Here is a 19271-nt window from a genome sequence, read left to right as displayed (position 1 = left end):
ATGTTGACAATAGATCCTAAGTTTACAGTAAATTGCTAACAAGATGTTTACAGCGAATGGTTACAGACAGTTGTATCTGATTGCAAGTTTGCACACAATAAGGCCCATTCCGCGTTAATGTAGCGGCTTAAGGTGGAGTTTTAGGGATAATAGGCTTAAATCGGTCTTTGAATGCGGAATGATAGTGTGAGTCCCTACTTTGATTGACCCATATCCGTGAGATCGTTTTACAGGAAAGTATAATTAATAAGCTAGGAGTACGCGTGCCACGATACCCTATTCTATGTTTTTTGTGTGTATTGCTCGCCACACCTACCGCCTTTGCTGCCAATGTTCGGTTGCAGGTTGAGGGTCTTAGCGGGGATTTAGAGAGAAACGTCAGGGCGCGTTTATCAACAATTGACACAGATGAAGTCACCGCTGACGGGCGTTTTCGCTCAAGGGTGGATGAAGCTATTCGTCAGGGGTTGCGGGCTTTAGGCTATTACGACCCCACCATCACCTTTGATTTGCAAGAGCGCCCGGCACCTGCGCGTTCAATTTTAATCGCCAAGGTGGTCCCCGGAGAGCCGGTTTTGATTGCTGGTGTGGATATTGTGCTGCAAGGTGGTGCGAGGACAGATCCCGACTACTTAGCACTGGTGCGCCGAGATAGACCAAAAATTGGCTCCGTTTTGAATCATGGTGATTTTGATAACTTCAAAAGTTCACTGACTGGCCTGGCACTGCGCCGTGGTTATTTTGATGCCAATATGATCAAAAGCCAGCTCGGTGTGGCGGCTGAATTGCGTAAGGCTTTTTGGGATATCGATTTCGACAGCGGCGAGCGCTACCGCTTCGGTAAAGTTATTTTCCAAGGCTCGCAAATCCGCGAGGATTTCCTGCAAAATCTGGTGCCATTTCATGAGGGGCAACTGTACTCTGCCGATGATTTGGCTGAGTTAAACCGCCGTTTATCTGCAACTAACTGGTTTAACTCCGTGGTTGTTTCACCTGATTTCCGCGATGCGAAAAAAACTAAAGTTTTGCCGCTTGATGCGGTGGTGACGCCCCGAACAGAAAATACGGTTGAGCTAGGGGGCGGTTATGCCACCGATGTCGGGCCGCGGCTAACAGCCAGTTGGCGCAAGCCTTGGATGAACTCCTACGGCCACAGCCTGACGACCAGTACCACACTGTCAGCACCTGAGCAGACGCTGGATTTCAGCTATCGAATTCCCTTGTTAAAAAACCCTCTTGAACAGTATTACCTATTGCAGGGTGGGTTTAAACGTACCGATCTTAATGACACCAAATCAGATACCACGACACTCAACGTTGCTCGCTTTTGGGATCTCTCCAGTGGTTGGCAGCGGGCGATAAACCTGCGTTGGAGTCTGGATCACTTTACTCAAGGTAGTGTGACGGACACGACTATGCTGTTGTATCCAGGGGTGAGCATTAACCGTACCCGTCAGCGTGGTGGTGCCATGCCGGTCTGGGGCGACAGTCAGCGTTATTCCATCGATGTGTCAGATACCACGTGGGGGTCCGATGTTGATTTTGGTATTTTCCAAGCACAAAACGTGTGGATACGTACTCTAGGTGAGAAAAACCGCTTTGTGGTACGCGGCAATTTAGGTTGGATTGAAACCAACAATTTTGACCGTGTGCCGCCGTCACTGCGTTTCTTCGCCGGTGGTGATCGCAGTATTCGTGGCTATAAATTCCGCGATGTTTCTCCTCGCGACAGTGAGGGTAAGTTAACCGGTGCTTCTAAATTAGCCACAGGTTCTCTCGAATATCAATATAACGTCACTGGCCGATGGTGGGGGGCGGTATTTGTCGATACGGGGGAAGCCGTTAATGATATTCGTAAGAGCGATTTTAAAACCGGTGCTGGGGTAGGGGTGCGTTGGGCTTCTCCTGTCGGCCCGATCAAGCTGGATATCGCTAAACCTATTGGTGACAACGAAGCACGTGGCGTGCAATTTTACATCGGTTTGGGGCCTGAACTATGATGTCGATAAAGGGATGGCGGTGGGTAAAGAGACTCTGTATCGCATTTCTGCTCATTGTCCTGCTGCTGGTCGGCGCACTGGTAGGTTTGCTCGGTACCACCACGGGTTTACATTTTGTTATCAACAGTGCGGCACGTTGGGTGCCTGGTCTGGATATTGCCAGTGTCAGTGGTGGCTGGCGTGACCTCACCCTTAAAGGCATTCAGTACCAAATGCCAGGTGTCACGGTTAATACTGGGCAGTTTCATCTGTCATTGCAACTCTCCTGCCTAAAGCGCAGCGAGTTATGCGTTAACGCACTGACAGCCCAGGATGTTGATGTGGTGGTGGATACCAAGGCCATGGCTCCTTCGGCTCCCGCTCCCGCCAGCACTGAGCCTATGGGCGAATTGAGCACGCCATATCCCATCACTTTGCGTTTGCTGTCACTCAACAATGTCAAAGTGACTATTGATGACACTGCGATTTCGCTGGATGAATTCCGCACAGGCGCACATTGGCAACAACGCGCATTGGACCTGATGCCGACTAAAATCAGTGGGTTACTGATAGCACTGCCAAAAACAGTGCCTGCTGTTGTTCCTGATGCAGCGAAACCCGCGGTAGAAACGGCTATCGCCGTCAAAGAGGCAGTTGAGCAGCAAGCTGCCGCTCCCGCAGAACCAGAAACCCCGCTGGGAGAGACGTTAAAAGAGCTTTTCTCCAAGCCCCTGTTGCCTGATTTACCAAACTTCCGCCTGCCGCTCGATTTGAAAATTAACGAAATTTCTGGGCAGCAATTACGGCTCACCGGCGATACTGATGTCCTTATCAGCAGCGTTTTGTTGCGCGCCAATACCCAAGAAAATCAAGTCACGCTGGATACGCTGGATATCAAATCGCCACAGGGTGGGCTGTCAGCCCATGGTGAGGCACAACTGGCGGATAAGTGGCCGCTTAGTTTGGTCGTCAACAGCGCATTGAACATAGAGCCACTGAAAGGCGAGAAAGTGAAGTTGACCGTCGGTGGTGCGCTGCGTGAACAACTCAAGGTGGCGCTCAATTTATCCGGCCCAGTCAGTGCACAGCTTGAGGCAGAAACTGCGTTGGCGCAGGTAGGGTTACCGCTGGCATTAACCCTACAAAGCAAGCAATTGCGTTGGCCGCTGAGTGGTGAGCCTCAGTTCCAACTCAGTAATTTAAAAACACGGTTTAATGGGCAGGCAACAGATTATGCGCTGTCAATTCGTGCTGATTTTAAAGGTACGGATTTACCGCCAGCGGTATTCACTCTCGACGGTAAAGGGAATGTTGAACAATTCAATCTGACACGCTTGCGTTTGGCGGCATTGCAAGGCAACTCTGATCTCACTGGCGTGGTGGATTGGAGCAAAGCGATTAGTTGGAATTCGGTGCTCACCCTGTCGGGTATTAATACTGTGAAGCAGTGGCCAGAGTGGCCAGCAAAATTGGATGGCAAGATTGTCACACGAGGCAGTCTCCATGGCGGTAGCTGGCAATTACAGGTGCCAGAGTTGACACTGGACGGCAATGTAAAACAGAACCGTGTTACGGTGCGTGGCGCGTTAACCGGGAATGCCGCAGGTCAATGGCATATACCAGGCATCAACTTGGCATTAGGACGTAATACGCTGGATGTGAAAGGCGACCTTAACGACAACTGGCTGCTTGACGCCAATGTTGATGCACCACAGCTTGATGGCGCGTTGCCGGGCTTGGGCGGCGTGGTGAAAGGAACACTAAAATTACGCGGTAATCTGAAAGCTCCGCAACTGCTGGCCGATCTCACGGCGAATCGTCTGCAGTGGCAAGAATTGACGATTAATCGTGTCAAGATTGATGGCGATGTGCGATCGACTGATCAAATTCAGGGCCAGTTGGCAATCCGGGTCGAGCAGCTTAAACAAGCGGATTTGCTGGTTAGCTTATTGACGTTGGATGCGCGCGGCAGCGAGAAACAGCACCAGTTACGGCTAAATATGCAGGGTGAGCCAGTGTCTGGTCAGTTGGCGTTGGAGGGGAGCTTCGATCGCCAGCAAGAGCGTTGGCGCGGCACACTCAATAACACGCGCTTTGATACGCCCGTCGGTGAATGGCGTTTAAGCCGCGCGATAGCCTTGGATTACCAAAATACCTTACAGCGGGTCACCATTGGGCCGCATTGTTGGCTTAACCCGAATGCAGAGCTGTGTGTACCGCGGGCAATTGAAGCAGGCCCGAGCGGGCAGGCGAGTGTGGTACTCAACCGCTTTGATTTAGCGATGATTAAACCTTTCCTTGGCCCGGACACCACCATGAGTGGGGTCTTCACCGGGCGGGCAGATGTCAGCTGGAAAGCGGGCGGTGCTTTGCCAGATGTGCGGGTCTCACTTAATGGTAATGGCGTCAAAGTACAACAGATGGTGCAGGGTAACCCGCTACCAATTAATTTTGAAACGTTGAACCTGAATGGCGGCCTGACCAACGGGCAAGTGCGAGCTGATTGGCTGGTTAAATTGGTCAATAATGGGCAGTTTTCCGGTCAAGTACAGGTTGCTGATCCAGAAGGGCGGCGCAATTTATCCGGTAACATTGCTATCAGTGATTTCTCGCTGGCAATGATTAATCCGATTTTGAGTGATGGCGAAAAAGCGACTGGCACATTAAATGCCAATCTACGTTTGGGCGGGAATGCGAAAAGTCCATTAGTCTTTGGCCGTCTGGCGCTAGACAACGTGGATGTTGATGGGAGTTGGATGCCATTTGATATCACCGAAGGGCGCTTGGTGATGAATTTTGATGGTATGACCTCGACTCTGGAGGGCTTAATCCGCACGTCTCAAGGGCAGCTCAATCTTTCTGGCGATGCTGACTGGCGTGATATCAATGCCTGGCGCGCGCGGATTGCAGCTAAAGGCAATAAGTTGCGCGTGACTGTGCCGCCAATGGTGCGGATCGATGTGTCACCAGACATTGTGTTTGAAGCTACGCCGCAATTGTTTACTCTCAATGGCTCGGTCGATATTCCTTGGGCGCGTATCACGGTGCAGGAAGTGCCGGAAAGTGCGGTGGGGGTGTCACCTGATGAGGTGATGCTAAATAACGATCTGAAGCCTATTTCACCACGCTCTGCCAGCATCCCAATTAACAGTAATCTGGTGATTCACGTTGGTAATGATGTTCGTCTGAATGCATTTGGTCTGAAAGCGCGCTTACAAGGCGATTTGAAAATGGTGCAAGATCAGCGCGGCTTAGGTCTGAATGGGCAGATTAATATTCCGTCTGGTAGCTTCCGTGCTTATGGTCAGGACTTGATAGTCAACAAAGGGGTCTTATTGTTCTCCGGCCCACCGGATCAACCACTGCTTAATATTGAGGCGATTCGAAATCCTGATGCCACTGCTGACGGCGTAACAGCGGGTGTGCGGGTGACGGGGATGGCTGACTCTCCTCGGCTGGAAATCTTCTCGGATCCGGCGATGTCTCAGCAGGAAGCCTTATCTTATCTGCTACGTGGGCAGGGATTAGGTAATTCAGGTGCTGACAGTGGTTTGATGACGTCCATGCTCGTTGGGATGGGGGTTGCACAAAGTGGTAAACTTGTGGGTAAAATTGGTGAGGCATTTGGTGTAAGCAACCTGGCACTGGATACTCAAGGCGTTGGCGATAGTTCACAAGTGGTTGTGAGCGGCTATGTCACTAAAGATCTGCAAATAAAATACGGTGTGGGTATATTTGACTCGCTGGCGACGTTAACATTACGTTATCGGTTGATGCCCAGGTTGTATCTGGAAGCGGTGTCTGGTATTGATCAGGCATTAGATGTGCTTTATCAGTTTGAGTTCTAACAATGCGAATTATTGTCTACGGTAGTTTACGGCGCAAGCAAGGTAATAGTCATTGGATGACGGACGCCCAGTTATTGGGTGAACATGACCTGGAAGGTTTTGATATGTACGATTTAGGTCATTATCCGGCAGTTGTGCCCGGAGATGGCACCGTGCATTGTGAAGTTTATCGAATTAACTCGTCTATTATGAATGAGTTAGATGAGCTAAAAAGTAATACCAAAGATTATCGGCGTGAGTTGATCCAGACACCTTATGGCAGTGCATGGATATACCTTTATCGTTTACCGATTGAAGGGTTACCGCGTATTTACAGTGGCGATTGGTTAAAACGCCATGAAGAGAATAATAAGCCGTAAAGTGAAACAACCATAAAAAAACACCGCTCAAGGGCGGTGTTTTTTATTACGGGTGCAACCAAGAATTACTTCTTCGCACGCTCGAAAGAAGACTGGATCTCGGCTTTAGCTGCTTCGGCATTTTCCCAACCGTCAACTTTCACCCACTTGCCTGCTTCCAAATCTTTGTAATGTTCAAAGAAGTGTTTGATCTGTGCTTTCAGCAGTTCTGGCAGATCTTCCACATCTTTAATGTGATCATATTCTTTGGTCAGTTTGCTGTGTGGAACTGCAACCAACTTGGCATCTTCACCCGCTTCATCAGTCATTTTCAGCACGCCAACTGGACGGCAACGAATCACTGAGCCTGGTTGTAACGGATACGGCGTTGGTACCAGTACATCAACCGGGTCCCCATCTAATGACAAGGTGTTATTGATGTAGCCGTAGTTGCACGGATAGAACATTGCAGTAGACATGAAACGGTCTACAAACAGAGAGCCGGTTTCTTTATCGATTTCATATTTGATTGGATCTGCATTCGCAGGGATTTCGATCACAACATAAATATCTTCTGGCAGGTCTTTACCTGCGGGTACTTGGTTCAAGCTCATGTCGGTTTCCTTTTATCAAACCAGAAATGGAGTGCCGGCTATTATAGCCAAGTCTTATGTGAATTCCTGTCCTTTTCATTGCTTGATAGCGGTGAGATTGCCTGAATCAAGGCGATTCTATGGAGATAAAATACCGTCATTCTCTAAATGTATCTATTTTAAGCTGTTTTTCCGATGAGGGTTCAAGACGATTTCCTTACAGCCGATAACTTAATCAAACAATAAGACAGTCCGCTGTAATGCTAACGCTTTGTAATCTTAACCATTTGCACATAACCGGAAAAAACCGATGTTAAAAAAGATTACCATTAAGAATGGGCTTATTGCTCAACTAAGCCTTATGTCATTGATTTTATTAATTGTCAGTATTATTGGCATCAATTCAATTCAGGAGAGTTCGCGCTCGTTGCAAATAATAAATCAGATCCAGGGGGAGGAACTGGGATCGTTGTCCAATAGTTTTAATGCCACACTAAGTGCCAGAACTGAGGCCGCACTAGCCATTCATCAATTAGAAATAGGGCTGATTGATGAGTCATTACAGACAGCAAAGCAGGCTGAAGGATCACTGGCACTATCGCAAAAAGAAATGGCGCGTTTTGTCAGTGCGGTATCTGACCGGGGAGATGGACAGGAACTGGCAACTAATATCCAAAAAAGTTATAAAAATTATGTTGATAAGGGCGTAGTGCCCATGCTGAAGGCCATCAAGGCAGGTTATGCAGACGAATATTATGACGTGTTGGAAAAGAGTATTACGGATATCAGCAAAGCCTTTAATGATGATGTTGCAGCTTTTCGTAGTTATGCACTGAATGCGGGCCAACTGCAAATTGATAAAGCCAACAGCGCTGCCAACATCAAATTAGGCATCATTGTAGCGGCAGGGCTACTCACTTTGATCTCTGCTGTGTTGGCATGGTTTGCGCTGAAATACATCATCTTGCGGCCACTGGAGCAATCAATTCACCAACTTGAATATATCGCTGATGGTGATTTAACGCATAGCATCAACAGTGAGGGCAATACGGAATTGGCCCGATTGGCAAAAGCTTTACAAACCATGCAGCAATCGCTGGTGGCGTCTGTCAGTCAGGTACGAGGCGTGGGCGGGCAAATTGGCGTTGGTTCACGGGAATTAGCTGCGGGTAATAGCCATTTGGCTGCACGAACGGAAGAGTCGGCCTCTTCACTGGAGCAAACGGCGGCCAGTATGGAGCAGTTGACTGCGACGGTAAAAATGAATGCTGAAAACTCGGATCAGGCGAATCGTCTGGCGATGAGTGTGTCAGACATTGCCAATAAAGGGAGTGAGGCTGTCAGTCATGTGATGGATAAAATGCAGGCTATCACCACCAGTTCACGGCGAATTTCGGACATTATTGCGGTGATTGACGGTATTGCATTTCAGACTAATATTCTGGCGCTAAATGCGGCGGTCGAAGCGGCTAGAGCGGGTGAGCAGGGGCGTGGTTTTGCCGTGGTAGCCGGCGAAGTCCGTAATTTGGCGCAACGCAGTGCGCAGTCAGCAAAAGAGATAAAAGACCTGATTGTTGAATCACAAACTCGGGTACGGGAAGGGGCGGATATGGCTGAATCTGCGGGGCAAACCATGGATGAAATTGCCCGTGAAGTTAGCCGGGTAACAGCATTGATGCGCGAAATATCAGCGGCTACTTATGAGCAAAGTAGTGGAATAGAGCAAGTGAATGTGGCTATTGCTCAAATGGATCAAGTTGCCCAGCAAAATGCGGCCTTGGTTGAACAGGCCGCCGCAGCCACACACTCATTAGAAGAGCAAGCTGATGCATTATCAGCCAGTATGGCGGTATTTAAATTACAGGGAGATAATTTGGCAATAATGGCATAAAAAAAACAGCGGCTTAGGAACCGCTGCTCTCTGATATACATCAAGCCACCAATAGGTGGCTTTTTACATTATTTCCGACAATTATTTAGCGTCTTCATCTGGGAATTTGGCAATAAAGCCTTCCGCGTCTTCAACCATGGATTTTGTTCCCACGAAGAAAGGTGCGCGCTGGTGCAGTTTTTCCGGCACGATGTCCAGAATGCGATTAACCCCATCAGTTGCTTTACCCCCAGCTTGTTCTGCCAAGAACGCCATCGGGTTGCATTCATACAGCAAACGCAGTTTCCCTTGTGGATGGCTGGCGGTGCTTGGGTAAATATAGATACCGCCTTTCAATAGGTTGCGATGGAAGTCCGCGACCAATGAGCCAATATAGCGCGAAGTATAAGGGCGCTTGGTGGCTTCATCTTGCTCTTGGCAATATTTGATATATTTCTTCACACCCAGAGGGAATTTAATGTAGTTCCCTTCGTTGATGGAATACATGCAACCGGTTGCGGGGTAGCGAACTCTTTCGTGGGATAAACAGAAAACACCCAACGATGGATCGTAAGTAAAGGCATGAACACCGTAGCCTGTGGTATAGACCAACATAGTGGAAGAGCCATAAACCACATAACCTGCCGCAACTTGCTTAGTGCCCGGTTGCAGGAAGTCAGCTTCGGTAATAGGAGTACCAAATGGGGTAATACGGCGATAGATAGAGAAAATAGTACCGACGGACACATTCACGTCAATATTTGAAGAGCCATCCAGCGGATCCATCAGAACCACATATTTGGCATTTTCTGCTCGCCCACCATCAAAGATAACAATGTCGTCTTCTTCTTCGGAGGCAATACCAGCGACTTCGCCACGGGCTTTGAGGGCTGCTTTTAATTTTTCATTGGCAAACAGATCCAGTTTCATCTGGTCTTCGCCTTGAATATTAGAAACACCGCTCGCACCTAAAATATCAACCAGACCTGCTTTATTGATATCGCGATGGATGATTTTTGCGCCGAGTTTGATTGCTGAAAGTAATGCAGTTAATTCGCCGGTGGCGTGAGAGAAGTCCAGCTGTTTCTCAACGATGAATTCGCCTAACGTTTTCATGACACAATCCCTGAATCTACGGTTAAATATCGATTTATTAACGAACAACTCACCTAATGGCAGCAGTGTAGCCCAAAGGTGAGAATGATTCATAGGCAATTCCATTTCTTCTCTTTGATTCTGAGCGGTAGAATGGCTGTAAATTCGAAGCTTATTAATACGGAAAATTTATGCGCATTCACATATTAGGTATCTGCGGCACTTTTATGGGCGGCCTGGCAATGCTTGCCCGCTCATTAGGTCATGAAGTGACGGGGTCGGATGCTAACGTATATCCCCCGATGAGCACGCTACTGGAGAATCAAGGGATCGACTTGATCCAGGGATATGATCCTGCGCAACTGAATCCAGCCCCAGATTTAGTCATCATCGGCAATGCCATGACCCGTGGTAATCCGTGTGTTGAGGCGGTATTAGAGCAAGGCATTCCTTATGTTTCTGGCCCGCAATGGTTACATGACCATGTGTTGCCAGAGCGCTGGGTATTAGCTGTCGCTGGAACCCACGGTAAAACTACCACTGCCGGAATGGTGGCCTGGATACTAGAAGCTTGCGGTTATGAGCCAGGTTTTGTGATTGGTGGAGTACCGGGGAATTTCGACGTCTCAGCCCGTTTAGGCAATAGCCCTTTCTTTGTGATTGAAGCTGATGAATATGATTGCGCCTTCTTTGATAAGCGCTCTAAATTTGTTCACTACAACCCAAGAACACTTATCATGAATAACCTTGAGTTCGATCATGCTGATATCTTTGACGATCTTAAGGCTATCCAGAAACAATTCCACCATTTGGTTCGCATCGTCCCGGGAAAGGGCAAAATCATTGTCCCGGATAATGATAACCATCTAAAGCAAGTGATGGCGATGGGATGCTGGAGTGAGCAAGAATTCGTCGGCGAAACGGGCAGTTGGTTCGCACGTAAAGTATCGACTGACGCGAGTGTCTTTGAAGTGCTGCTCGATAATGAATTAGTGGGTGAAGTGAGTTGGTCATTGGTGGGCGAACATAATATGCACAATGGCTTGATGGCGATTGCTGCTGCTCGCCATGTGGGAGTTTTACCTGCCGATGCATGTAAAGCTTTGGGCCAGTTTATTAATGCCCGCCGCCGGCTGGAATTACGTGGTGAAGCCCACGGTGTCACGGTTTATGATGATTTTGCTCATCATCCAACGGCGATCCTTGCCACGCTGGCTGCGCTGCGCAGCAAAGTGGGGGGGACGGCACGTATTTTGGCGGTACTGGAACCTCGCTCTAATACCATGAAATTAGGGCTATGCAAAAACGAGCTAGCACCGTCATTAGGCCGTGCGGATGAAGTGTTCCTGTTCCAGCCGCAACACATTCCTTGGCAAGTGGTGGAAGTGGCGGAAGCCTGTATTCAGCCTGCACATTGGAGCGCTGATATTGATACATTAGTTGATATGGTTGTGAAGACGGCCCAACCAGGAGATCACATTCTGGTGATGAGTAACGGTGGTTTTGGTGGTATTCACGATAAATTACTGAGTGCTCTGAGTAAAAAAGCCGAGCAGGATGCTCTACCTCAGGATTAAGCAGGATAAAAAAATCCCCCGCAGAGCGGGGGTAAAAGGGTTCGTCGGATAGACGACGAGGGATTATTCTGTTGTGGTACTGACTCCGCTCAGTGGTTTCATCAATACCTTGTTTCAATCAATACTCTATTCAATATCCTGAAAATGAATCTTTCAACCGATTGAATAAACCATTAAGTGCGAAAGTATGCCCCTTTGCGTGGGGCATTTACTTTCAGACTTATTACTTAATCTTATTTATAAATCTTCGCAGTGGCGTGCCAGTTATTTTCATCACGCGCTTCAATCACTTTGTAAGCTTTTGCACCCATAGCATCGGCTTTATCAGACAGTGCCTGACGGATATCAGATGGTGCACCGTTAATGCCGCTAACGGTAATTGTGCCCATTGGCTGTAAGTTAGCTGCTTGATTGTCATTGATTGAATCAGCTGCAAAAACACCAAATGACAGTGCAGATAGAATGCTCATTGTTGCGATTGTAGTTTTAACTTTCATTTTATTGCCTCTATTTATTCTTTTATCACTTCAAAGGAAGTGTGATGTACATCACGAAAATGAGTATACATCTAGTAACTGAGAATATTAATAGCGGGCTAATAATATTTAACGTCACTTTATCGTGGGTGACTATTTTTTAAGAACGAAATGGAATAAAAAATGGTTAAAAAACAACAAGTTTTCGTAAAAATATAAGTTTTTCAATAAGATAAGTGTTTTTGACTAAAAGTGCGAAATAAAGTGGTGACTTTGACCATGAATGGAGAATAGAGAGTGTTATTGAATGGTTTTAAAAACAATAAGCAGTGATATACCCTGATTGAATGGAGCGTTATGGCGGATAAAAGGGCAATCGAAAGAGAATGCGGCATAGTTAGCCGCATCTATTATCAGTATCAGAGATTAAAGCTCTTGTTCAAATAGCTCGAGAATCGCCTTATGCAGCAGTTCAGCGGTAAAACCTCTGGCCGGCGTGGTGAAAATAGTATCGTCACCAGCAATACTGCCCAGAATACCTTCTGCTTTACCTAATGAATCCAACAAGCGGGCGATCAGTTGTGCAGCACCGGGGCTGGTTTTAATCACTACAACCGAGTCGTTATAATCGACATCTAATACCAGATTCTTCAGCGGGCTACTGGTTGTCGGGACGCCCAGTTCTGCAGGTAAGCAATAAACCATTTCCATTTTTGCATTACGCGTTCTGACCGCGCCAAACTTAGTCAACATGCGTGACACTTTGGATTGGTTAATATTTTCAAAGCCTTCTTCCTGCAAGGCCAAAACGATCTCACCTTGAGAACTGAATTTCTCTTCTTTCAATAACGCTTTAAACGCCTTGATAAGATCTTCTTGTTTTGCGGGATTACGCATTTTTTATGCCCTGAGCAGTCAATAGTGAATAGGATTATTATGCATATAAATGAATTTTTATTCAACATGACTATGGAGTATTGGCGATAAAAGCATTGATATCAAGGTGTGAAGGAATTTTAACATCATCTTGCTGTTACGATTATGCTAAATCGGCCCTTATTCGTATTCGGTGCGAGTAAACAGAATGTTATTAAAATGATGTTGTTCTGATGTAACAGAAGGGTGTAATGTAACCGCCGATTAACCTGTCATGAATACTTCAGTAAATTTTAGAATAATGTGCGCTATATCATTAATGAATAAGCGATTTAATCTAAAATACATGATCATTATGCGCCTTTTTGATGCGTGATATCTCAATCTGACTGTTAATAGATTGTGTTTAAAATCGCAATAAATTATGGTGCGTAAATAGATGAATTCACGGCAAATTTAAATTAAATATAATAAGGAGTATAGGATGAAAGTTGCAGTTCTCGGTGCCGCTGGTGGTATCGGCCAGGCCCTCGCTCTTCTACTCAAGACCCAGCTTCCTTCAGGTTCAGACCTTTCATTATATGATATCGCGCCAGTGACTCCAGGTGTCGCGGTTGATCTGAGCCATATCCCGACGGCTGTTAATATTAAAGGCTTCAGCGGCGAAGATGCTACTCCAGCACTGCAAGGCGCAGATATTGTTCTGATTTCGGCGGGTGTTGCACGTAAACCCGGCATGGATCGTTCAGACCTGTTCAATGTGAATGCGGGTATTGTTCGCAATCTGGTTGAGCAAATCGCACGCACTTGCCCGAAAGCATTAATCGGGATTATTACCAACCCCGTTAATACAACGGTTGCTATTGCGGCAGAAGTGCTGAAAAAAGCCGGCGTTTACGATAAAAACAAATTATTTGGTATTACCACGCTGGATACCATTCGTTCGAACACCTTTGTTGCTGAATTGAAAGGTAAGCAACCGCAGGACATCGAAGTCCCGGTGATTGGCGGCCACTCAGGCGTGACTATCTTGCCATTACTGTCACAAATTCCAGGTATCAGCTTCACTGAGCAAGAAGTTGCTGATCTGACTAAGCGCATTCAGAACGCAGGAACTGAAGTCGTAGAAGCAAAAGCCGGTGGCGGTTCAGCGACTCTGTCTATGGGGCAAGCTGCAGCACGTTTCGGTCTTTCTTTAGTGCGTGCTCTGCAAGGCGAAAGTAATGTTGTTGAATGCTCTTACGTTGAAGGCGATGGCAAGTATGCCCGCTTCTTTGCTCAACCTATTCTGTTGGGTAAAAACGGCGTTGCTGAACGTAAAGACATTGGCAAACTGAGTGCTTTTGAACAGCAGGCACTGGACAGCATGCTTGATGTGTTACATAACGATATCAAGTTGGGTGAAGAGTTCGTCAAATAACATCGAAATTCTTATCACTTGATAGAGTAGTGAGTTTTGCTCACCTGAATCACTAAACAACGCCGGTGATTCAGGTGTTTTATTGTTAGCCCGATGACTGAGTATAGATAGTCATAACAAAGAGTATCGTCATTACGGAGAGCTACTGTCGCCTCTTAAATGACATCATCAACCGCCGACGATACTCTTCGGCGGTTTTTTTATACCGTGACATTGACCTGCCGTATCCGTATTTTTCGGTCAAGAAGCGCTCCTGTTTTGGGGTCAAAATAGCGTGTCGGCCAGATCTCGGATGGATGAATGTCCAGACACTCTGCAATCAGCCATTCTCCTTTTGGCCAAGGGCGAGTCAATGCATTGGCAAGTGTGGATGAGCTTAAACCCGCCTTTCGAGAGAGCGCTGCCAAAGTCGTGTCTTTTTTACGTAGCGCAGCAATGATGTCGGCTGGATGCCAATCAGATTTCCTTAAAATCATCTTTAATCCTTTTTTTTTCTAAGCGGCTGACGTGTTAGTGATATAAATAACGGTACATTGTTAATCGTACTGTGAACATAAAGTAATCATTTAGAAGCATAGTAACATTTATTTTCTGAAAAATTTTAAATGTTTTCTAAATATTCCTTTTTTGTGTCGCAACGCATATTAGGAAGCAACGCCATGAAAAAAGAGTGGTTTGCCGCTAAGGAACTGGCAGGTCTTGATGGGTTACCGTCATCACCACAAGGAGTAAACCTCATGGCAAAACGTGAGGGATGGGAACAGCGCCGCCGCCGAGGTGTTCAGGGGAAGGCTGTTGAGTACCATATTGAGAGTTTACCTACCACCATACTGAATTCATTACAGTTAAGGGAAGATCCCGCCAAGTACACACCAACACGACAAGACCCGCTATCGCTGTGGGTGGAGGCGTATTATCGTTTTACAGAGGCTGAACGGGAGCAGGTAATTGCTTTTATTTTTCGCGAGGGAGCCAAAAGTCTGATAGAGCGACTGACGACGGAATCAAGTGAGTAAAAGCGAGGAATCGGCGCACAATATGCTTTGCTGAGACTCAAAAAGAAAACTCCGGCAGTGATGCCAGAGTTTCCATATAGTTTCTTAAAATGAGCGCTGTACTGCAATATGAGCTAATCCTTCCAAGGCTTGGCGATAATCACTTTCAGGTAGAATCTGTAGTGAAGCAATCGCCTTATCCGCCTCTTCCTCGGCACGCTGACGGGTATAGTCCAGTGAACCACACTGTTGCATTGTTAGTAATACAGGCTCAAGTAAATGGCGGCCATTGCCTTGCTCAATAGCCTGACGAATCATGGCGGCTTGCTCTGGAGTTCCATTATGCATTGCGTGCAGTAATGGAAGCGTCGGTTTGCCTTCGTTCAGGTCATCACCGGTATTTTTACCCAAAGTTGTGCCATCAGAGCTGTAATCCAGCAAGTCATCAATTAGCTGGAAAGCCGTACCCAGATAACGACCATAATTCTGTAATGCCAGTTCCTGCTCTTCACTGGCATCTGCTAATACAGCTGCTGATTGCGACGCGGCTTCAAATAAGCGCGCCGTTTTGCTGTAAATGACCTGCATGTAATTTTCTTCAGTGATATCCGGATTATTGCAGTTCATGAGCTGCAAAACTTCCCCTTCAGCAATCACGTTGGTGGCTGCGGACATCAAGGTCAGAACACGCAGTGATTCAAGGCTGGTCATCATCTGGAATGAGCGGGTATAGATGTAGTCACCCACCAACACGCTGGCCGCATTGCCAAATGCCGCATTGGCTGTCGCTTTACCCCGACGCATATCTGACTCATCGACAACATCATCATGTAGCAGAGTTGCGGTATGAATGAATTCAATCAATGCTGCGACCGTGATATGCTTGTCGCCCTGATAATTCAGCGCTCGGGCCACCAAAACAGCAATCATTGGACGGATTCGTTTTCCACCGCCACTGATAATGTAATGGCCCAGCTGATTGATAAGGACAACATCAGAGTTCAACTGGTCGAGGATAGTTGTGTTTACTGCCGCCATATCTGGCGCGGTTAACTCGATAATCTTTTCTAGGTTCATTGTTATATTCAGCTGTTTTTCTCTTTAACTGCGATGAGATTACCGCCCACATTATTACATGACGTTCCCTGAGACTATGATTGTACTTGAAAAATCCAGCAAATAAACGAGATGTAAGAAACTGTGCTTTTTTTCTTCTCTTGTGCTGATTATATACTTGTCATTCACAACATTTTTGCGTAGAATTCGCGCCCTATTGTGAATATTTATAGTGCGCTCTGGACTACAAAAGTGGAGTGCGCGGAAAGCGGAGTTTTATATGTACGCGGTTTTCCAAAGTGGTGGTAAACAACACCGAGTAAGCGAAGGTCAAACCATTCGCCTGGAAAAGCTGGACATCGCAACTGGTGAAACTGTTGAGTTTGACCAAGTTCTGATGATTGCTAACGGTGAAGAAATCAATATCGGCGCTCCTTTAGTCGATGGTGGCAAGATCAAGGCTGAAGTTATTGCTCACGGTCGTGGCGAGAAGATTAAGATTGTTAAATTCCGCCGTCGTAAGCATTACCGTAAGCAGCAAGGTCATCGTCAGTGGTTCACTGATGTTAAAATCACCGGCATCAGCGCTTAAGATTTAGGAGAGCGGATAAATGGCACATAAAAAGGCTGGTGGCTCGACTCGTAACGGTCGTGACTCCGAAAGTAAACGTCTTGGCGTAAAACGTTTTGGCGGCGAAGCAGTATTGGCAGGCAGCATCATCGTTCGTCAGCGTGGCACTAAGTTCCATGCAGGCATCAACGTAGGTTGCGGCAAAGACCATACTCTGTTTGCTTTGGCTGACGGTAAAGTCAAGTTCGAAGTTAAAGGCCCGAAAAACCGTAAATTTATCAGCATCGAAGCTGAATAAGTTTTTCGCGTCCTGTAAATAGATGTAAGCCCTGCAATTTCGTTGCGGGGCTTTTTACATTTCTGGGTTAACCCCCCTGGTAAAAAATGGATACGAAGCAGCAGGCTGGTTTAGGTATTTTCTTGGCACTAACCACTGCCGTATTCTGGGGTGCCTTGCCGATTGCAATGAAGCAAGTGCTCGAGGTCATGGAGCCTTATACCATTGTTTGGTATCGCTTCACGATGGCGGCTATCGGCTTGGGGATTATTCTGGCTTCGCGTCGTCAGTTGCCCTCACTTAAACTTTTTCGCCAACGTCGCTGGTTAATCTTACTGATTATTGCGACCTGTGGCTTGCTGGGGAATTTCATCTTCTTCAGCTCATCATTACAATATCTTAGTCCGACGACATCTCAGGTTATCGGGCAACTCTCGCCGGTTGGGATGATGGTTGCCAGTGTACTGATTTTAAAGGAGCGGATGCGCAGCACCCAAGTTATTGGCGCGGGTATGCTGATTTGTGGGCTGCTGTTATTTTTTAACACCAGTTTGCATGAAATCTTTACCCGTCTGACTGATTACACTCTTGGTGTGGCATTGGGCGTCTGCGCAGCGGTTGTCTGGGTCAGTTATGGCGTCGCCCAGAAGGTGCTATTAAGGCGTATGGCATCGCAACAAATCTTATTATTGTTGTACACTTTATGTGCAATAGCATTGTTCCCACTAGCGAAGCCGGCCGTTATTTTTCAGCTAAATGGATGGCAGCTCGCTTGTTTACTGTTCTGTGGGGTTAACACCTTGGTTGGCTACGGTGCTTTGGCGGAAGCTATGGCACGTTGGCAGGCAGCGCAGGTTAGCGCACTCGTCACATTGACGCCGCTGTTTACCTTGTTTTTTTCAATTTTATTGGCGCTGGCCTGGCCAGATATGTTTGCCGCTCCTTCCCTCAACGTTGTGGGATACATCGGCGCATTCGTGGTAGTGGCAGGTGCAATGTTTTCCGCAATTGGGCACCGTTGGTGGCCACGTCGGACAGAAATAAACCAGGTTGCTCTGCAAAAGCAGCAGCCTGGTGAATGATTTACGGAGAAAGTAAATGAAGTTTGTAGATGAAGCTACGATTCTGGTTGTAGCCGGTGACGGTGGTAATGGTTGTGTCAGTTTCCGTCGTGAAAAATATATCCCTAATGGTGGTCCTGACGGTGGTGATGGTGGCGACGGCGGCGATATTTATCTGCTGGCTGATGAAAACCTCAACACATTGATCGACTATCGTTTTGTGAAATCTTTCCGTGCCGAACGTGGGCAGAACGGCCAGAGCCGTGACTGTACCGGGAGACGTGGTCAGGATATCACGATTAAAGTGCCTGTCGGCACTCGTGTGCTAGACCAAGGTACTGGCGAGATTCTGGGTGATATGACTCGCCACGGCCAGCGTTTGATGGTTGCGAAAGGGGGGTTCCACGGTTTAGGTAACACCCGTTTCAAATCTTCCGTCAACCGTGCTCCACGTCAGAAGACCATGGGGACTGAAGGCGAGACTCGTGATCTGACCTTAGAGTTGCTGCTGTTGGCTGATGTCGGAATGCTGGGGCTGCCTAATGCCGGCAAATCAACCTTTATCCGCGCAGTGTCTGCGGCGAAACCCAAAGTGGCTGATTATCCATTTACGACCCTGATCCCAAGCTTGGGTGTGGTACGTATGGATCACGAACAGAGCTTTGTGGTTGCCGATATTCCCGGCCTGATTGAAGGTGCTTCAGAAGGCGCTGGCTTGGGTATTCGCTTCCTGAAACATTTGGAACGTTGCCGCGTATTGTTGCATTTAGTGGATTTGGCGCCAATTGATGAATCTGATCCAGTTGAAAATGCCAAAATCATCATTAATGAATTGCAGCAATACAGCGAAAATCTTGCTGAGAAGCCACGCTGGCTTGTTTTCAACAAGATTGACCTAGTAGACCCAGAGGAAGCTGAAACCCGCGCTAAAGCCATCGTAGAAGCTCTGGGATGGGAAGATAAGTATTATATGATCTCGGCAGCAAATCGTGAGAACGTGAATGCGCTATGTTGGGATGTCATGAACTTCCTTAACTCACAACCGAAAGCGATGGCTATTGCTGAAAGCACGCCAGAAAAAGTTGAGTTCATGTGGGACGATTACCATCGTGAACAACTGGCTGAAGTAGAAGCCGAGGCAGAAGCGGAAGATGATGACGATTGGGATGAAGAAGACGATGACGGTGTAGAGTTCATCTACGAGCGTTAAGTCACCCGTTGTTAGTAAAATCTGATTTG

The 19271-nt window shown here is 47.1% G+C and carries 17 protein-coding genes; 11 read left to right on the top strand and 6 right to left on the bottom strand.

Going from position 1 to position 19271, the window contains the following annotated elements; genetic code table 11:
• The first annotated feature begins 263 nt into the window (after positions 1 to 263).
• Genes ACIOG0_RS19480 through ACIOG0_RS19470 form a run of 3 tightly spaced genes read left to right on the top strand, consistent with a single transcriptional unit; the run spans position 264 to position 6186 of the window.
• Entirely contained in the window at positions 264 to 2000 is a 1737-nt protein-coding gene (locus ACIOG0_RS19480) for an autotransporter assembly complex family protein (RefSeq protein WP_050099812.1), read from the top strand.
• Positions 2000 to 5827 carry a translocation/assembly module TamB domain-containing protein gene (locus ACIOG0_RS19475; protein ID WP_145581848.1) on the top strand — a complete coding sequence of 1276 codons (3828 nt, stop codon included), beginning with the start codon at positions 2000 to 2002 and terminating at the stop codon, positions 5825 to 5827. The genes ACIOG0_RS19480 and ACIOG0_RS19475 overlap by 1 nt, the downstream gene beginning before the upstream one ends.
• Positions 5828 to 5829: 2 nt before the next feature.
• Complete coding sequence (locus tag ACIOG0_RS19470; protein WP_050140957.1) at positions 5830 to 6186, top strand: gamma-glutamylcyclotransferase; 357 nt, start codon at positions 5830 to 5832, stop codon at positions 6184 to 6186.
• Positions 6187 to 6251: 65 nt separating this feature from the next.
• Here ACIOG0_RS19470 and ppa read toward each other — a convergent pair whose 3' ends face one another.
• The gene (ppa, locus tag ACIOG0_RS19465; protein ID WP_050099817.1) at positions 6252 to 6779 is read right to left on the bottom strand and encodes an inorganic diphosphatase; all 528 of its coding nucleotides are present in this window, start codon (positions 6777 to 6779) and stop codon (positions 6252 to 6254) included.
• A gap of 289 nt (positions 6780 to 7068) precedes the next feature.
• On the opposite strand from ppa, the gene ACIOG0_RS19460 reads away from it, so the two are divergent.
• Positions 7069 to 8649: a methyl-accepting chemotaxis protein gene (locus ACIOG0_RS19460; RefSeq protein WP_050099819.1), complete on the top strand. Its 1581-nt coding sequence runs from the start codon at positions 7069 to 7071 to the stop codon at positions 8647 to 8649.
• An 81-nt stretch (positions 8650 to 8730) separates the two neighbouring features.
• On the opposite strand, the gene fbp is transcribed toward ACIOG0_RS19460, so the two are convergent.
• Positions 8731 to 9744 (bottom strand): class 1 fructose-bisphosphatase, encoded by a 1014-nt coding sequence (gene fbp, locus ACIOG0_RS19455; protein WP_050099820.1) that lies wholly within the window; start codon positions 9742 to 9744, stop codon positions 8731 to 8733.
• Between the two features lie 170 nt (positions 9745 to 9914).
• Between fbp and mpl the strand changes: the two genes are divergently transcribed.
• Positions 9915 to 11300, top strand: coding sequence for a UDP-N-acetylmuramate:L-alanyl-gamma-D-glutamyl-meso-diaminopimelate ligase (mpl, locus tag ACIOG0_RS19450; protein WP_050099822.1), 1386 nt, complete (start codon positions 9915 to 9917; stop codon positions 11298 to 11300).
• Between the two features lie 233 nt (positions 11301 to 11533).
• Here the strand turns inward: mpl and yhcN are convergent, their stop codons facing one another.
• Both yhcN and argR read right to left on the bottom strand, forming a co-directional pair.
• On the bottom strand, positions 11534 to 11797 hold the full coding sequence (yhcN, locus tag ACIOG0_RS19445; RefSeq protein ID WP_050099824.1) for a peroxide/acid stress response protein YhcN: 264 nt from the start codon (positions 11795 to 11797) through the stop codon (positions 11534 to 11536).
• Positions 11798 to 12202: 405 nt separating this feature from the next.
• On the bottom strand, positions 12203 to 12673 hold the full coding sequence (argR, locus tag ACIOG0_RS19440) for a transcriptional regulator ArgR (protein WP_050099826.1): 471 nt from the start codon (positions 12671 to 12673) through the stop codon (positions 12203 to 12205).
• 463 nt (positions 12674 to 13136) lie between these two features.
• On the opposite strand from argR, the gene mdh reads away from it, so the two are divergent.
• Positions 13137 to 14072: a malate dehydrogenase gene (mdh, locus tag ACIOG0_RS19435; RefSeq protein ID WP_004707044.1), complete on the top strand. Its 936-nt coding sequence runs from the start codon at positions 13137 to 13139 to the stop codon at positions 14070 to 14072.
• 200 nt (positions 14073 to 14272) lie between these two features.
• Here the strand turns inward: mdh and ACIOG0_RS19430 are convergent, their stop codons facing one another.
• Positions 14273 to 14548, bottom strand: coding sequence for a helix-turn-helix transcriptional regulator (locus ACIOG0_RS19430; protein ID WP_050099828.1), 276 nt, complete (start codon positions 14546 to 14548; stop codon positions 14273 to 14275).
• A 183-nt stretch (positions 14549 to 14731) separates the two neighbouring features.
• Between ACIOG0_RS19430 and ACIOG0_RS19425 the strand changes: the two genes are divergently transcribed.
• The gene (locus tag ACIOG0_RS19425; protein ID WP_050099830.1) at positions 14732 to 15088 is read left to right on the top strand and encodes a DNA-binding protein; all 357 of its coding nucleotides are present in this window, start codon (positions 14732 to 14734) and stop codon (positions 15086 to 15088) included.
• A gap of 84 nt (positions 15089 to 15172) precedes the next feature.
• On the opposite strand, the gene ispB is transcribed toward ACIOG0_RS19425, so the two are convergent.
• Positions 15173 to 16144, bottom strand: a complete 972-nt coding sequence (gene ispB, locus ACIOG0_RS19420; protein ID WP_050099832.1) for an octaprenyl diphosphate synthase — start codon at positions 16142 to 16144, stop codon at positions 15173 to 15175.
• Between the two features lie 259 nt (positions 16145 to 16403).
• Here ispB and rplU point away from each other — a divergent pair, with 259 nt between their 5' ends.
• The 4 genes from rplU to cgtA all read left to right on the top strand — a co-directional run bounded on the left by rplU (position 16404) and on the right by cgtA (position 19242).
• The gene (gene rplU, locus ACIOG0_RS19415) at positions 16404 to 16715 is read left to right on the top strand and encodes a 50S ribosomal protein L21 (RefSeq protein WP_005186422.1); all 312 of its coding nucleotides are present in this window, start codon (positions 16404 to 16406) and stop codon (positions 16713 to 16715) included.
• 19 nt (positions 16716 to 16734) lie between these two features.
• On the top strand, positions 16735 to 16992 hold the full coding sequence (rpmA, locus tag ACIOG0_RS19410) for a 50S ribosomal protein L27 (protein ID WP_002210179.1): 258 nt from the start codon (positions 16735 to 16737) through the stop codon (positions 16990 to 16992).
• Between the two features lie 86 nt (positions 16993 to 17078).
• Complete coding sequence (locus ACIOG0_RS19405) at positions 17079 to 18053, top strand: DMT family transporter (RefSeq protein WP_128451310.1); 975 nt, start codon at positions 17079 to 17081, stop codon at positions 18051 to 18053.
• Between the two features lie 16 nt (positions 18054 to 18069).
• On the top strand, positions 18070 to 19242 hold the full coding sequence (cgtA, locus tag ACIOG0_RS19400; protein ID WP_050099836.1) for an Obg family GTPase CgtA: 1173 nt from the start codon (positions 18070 to 18072) through the stop codon (positions 19240 to 19242).
• Positions 19243 to 19271 lie beyond the last annotated feature (29 nt).

It is taken from the genome of Yersinia vastinensis (assembly GCF_044905075.1).
GTDB classification, from domain to species: domain Bacteria; phylum Pseudomonadota; class Gammaproteobacteria; order Enterobacterales; family Enterobacteriaceae; genus Yersinia; species Yersinia vastinensis.
This window is presented reverse-complemented; position numbering and strand designations above follow the sequence as displayed.

Bases quoted from the DNA above. Each gene is read 5' to 3' on its own strand.
- rpmA (WP_002210179.1), top strand. From the start codon at position 16,735: ATGGCACATAAAAAGGCTGGTGGCTCGACTCGTAACGGTCGTGACTCC.
- argR (WP_050099826.1), bottom strand. From the start codon at position 12,673: ATGCGTAATCCCGCAAAACAAGAAGATCTTATCAAGGCGTTTAAAGCG.
- ACIOG0_RS19425 (WP_050099830.1), top strand. From the start codon at position 14,732: ATGAAAAAAGAGTGGTTTGCCGCTAAGGAACTGGCAGGTCTTGATGGG.
- fbp (WP_050099820.1), bottom strand. From the start codon at position 9,744: ATGAAAACGTTAGGCGAATTCATCGTTGAGAAACAGCTGGACTTCTCT.
- ACIOG0_RS19405 (WP_128451310.1), top strand. From the start codon at position 17,079: ATGGATACGAAGCAGCAGGCTGGTTTAGGTATTTTCTTGGCACTAACC.
- mpl (WP_050099822.1), top strand. From the start codon at position 9,915: ATGCGCATTCACATATTAGGTATCTGCGGCACTTTTATGGGCGGCCTG.
- ACIOG0_RS19475 (WP_145581848.1), top strand. From the start codon at position 2,000: ATGTCGATAAAGGGATGGCGGTGGGTAAAGAGACTCTGTATCGCATTT.
- ispB (WP_050099832.1), bottom strand. From the start codon at position 16,144: ATGAACCTAGAAAAGATTATCGAGTTAACCGCGCCAGATATGGCGGCA.
- rplU (WP_005186422.1), top strand. From the start codon at position 16,404: ATGTACGCGGTTTTCCAAAGTGGTGGTAAACAACACCGAGTAAGCGAA.
- mdh (WP_004707044.1), top strand. From the start codon at position 13,137: ATGAAAGTTGCAGTTCTCGGTGCCGCTGGTGGTATCGGCCAGGCCCTC.
- yhcN (WP_050099824.1), bottom strand. From the start codon at position 11,797: ATGAAAGTTAAAACTACAATCGCAACAATGAGCATTCTATCTGCACTG.
- ACIOG0_RS19470 (WP_050140957.1), top strand. From the start codon at position 5,830: ATGCGAATTATTGTCTACGGTAGTTTACGGCGCAAGCAAGGTAATAGT.
- ACIOG0_RS19430 (WP_050099828.1), bottom strand. From the start codon at position 14,548: ATGATTTTAAGGAAATCTGATTGGCATCCAGCCGACATCATTGCTGCG.
- cgtA (WP_050099836.1), top strand. From the start codon at position 18,070: ATGAAGTTTGTAGATGAAGCTACGATTCTGGTTGTAGCCGGTGACGGT.
- ppa (WP_050099817.1), bottom strand. From the start codon at position 6,779: ATGAGCTTGAACCAAGTACCCGCAGGTAAAGACCTGCCAGAAGATATT.
- ACIOG0_RS19460 (WP_050099819.1), top strand. From the start codon at position 7,069: ATGTTAAAAAAGATTACCATTAAGAATGGGCTTATTGCTCAACTAAGC.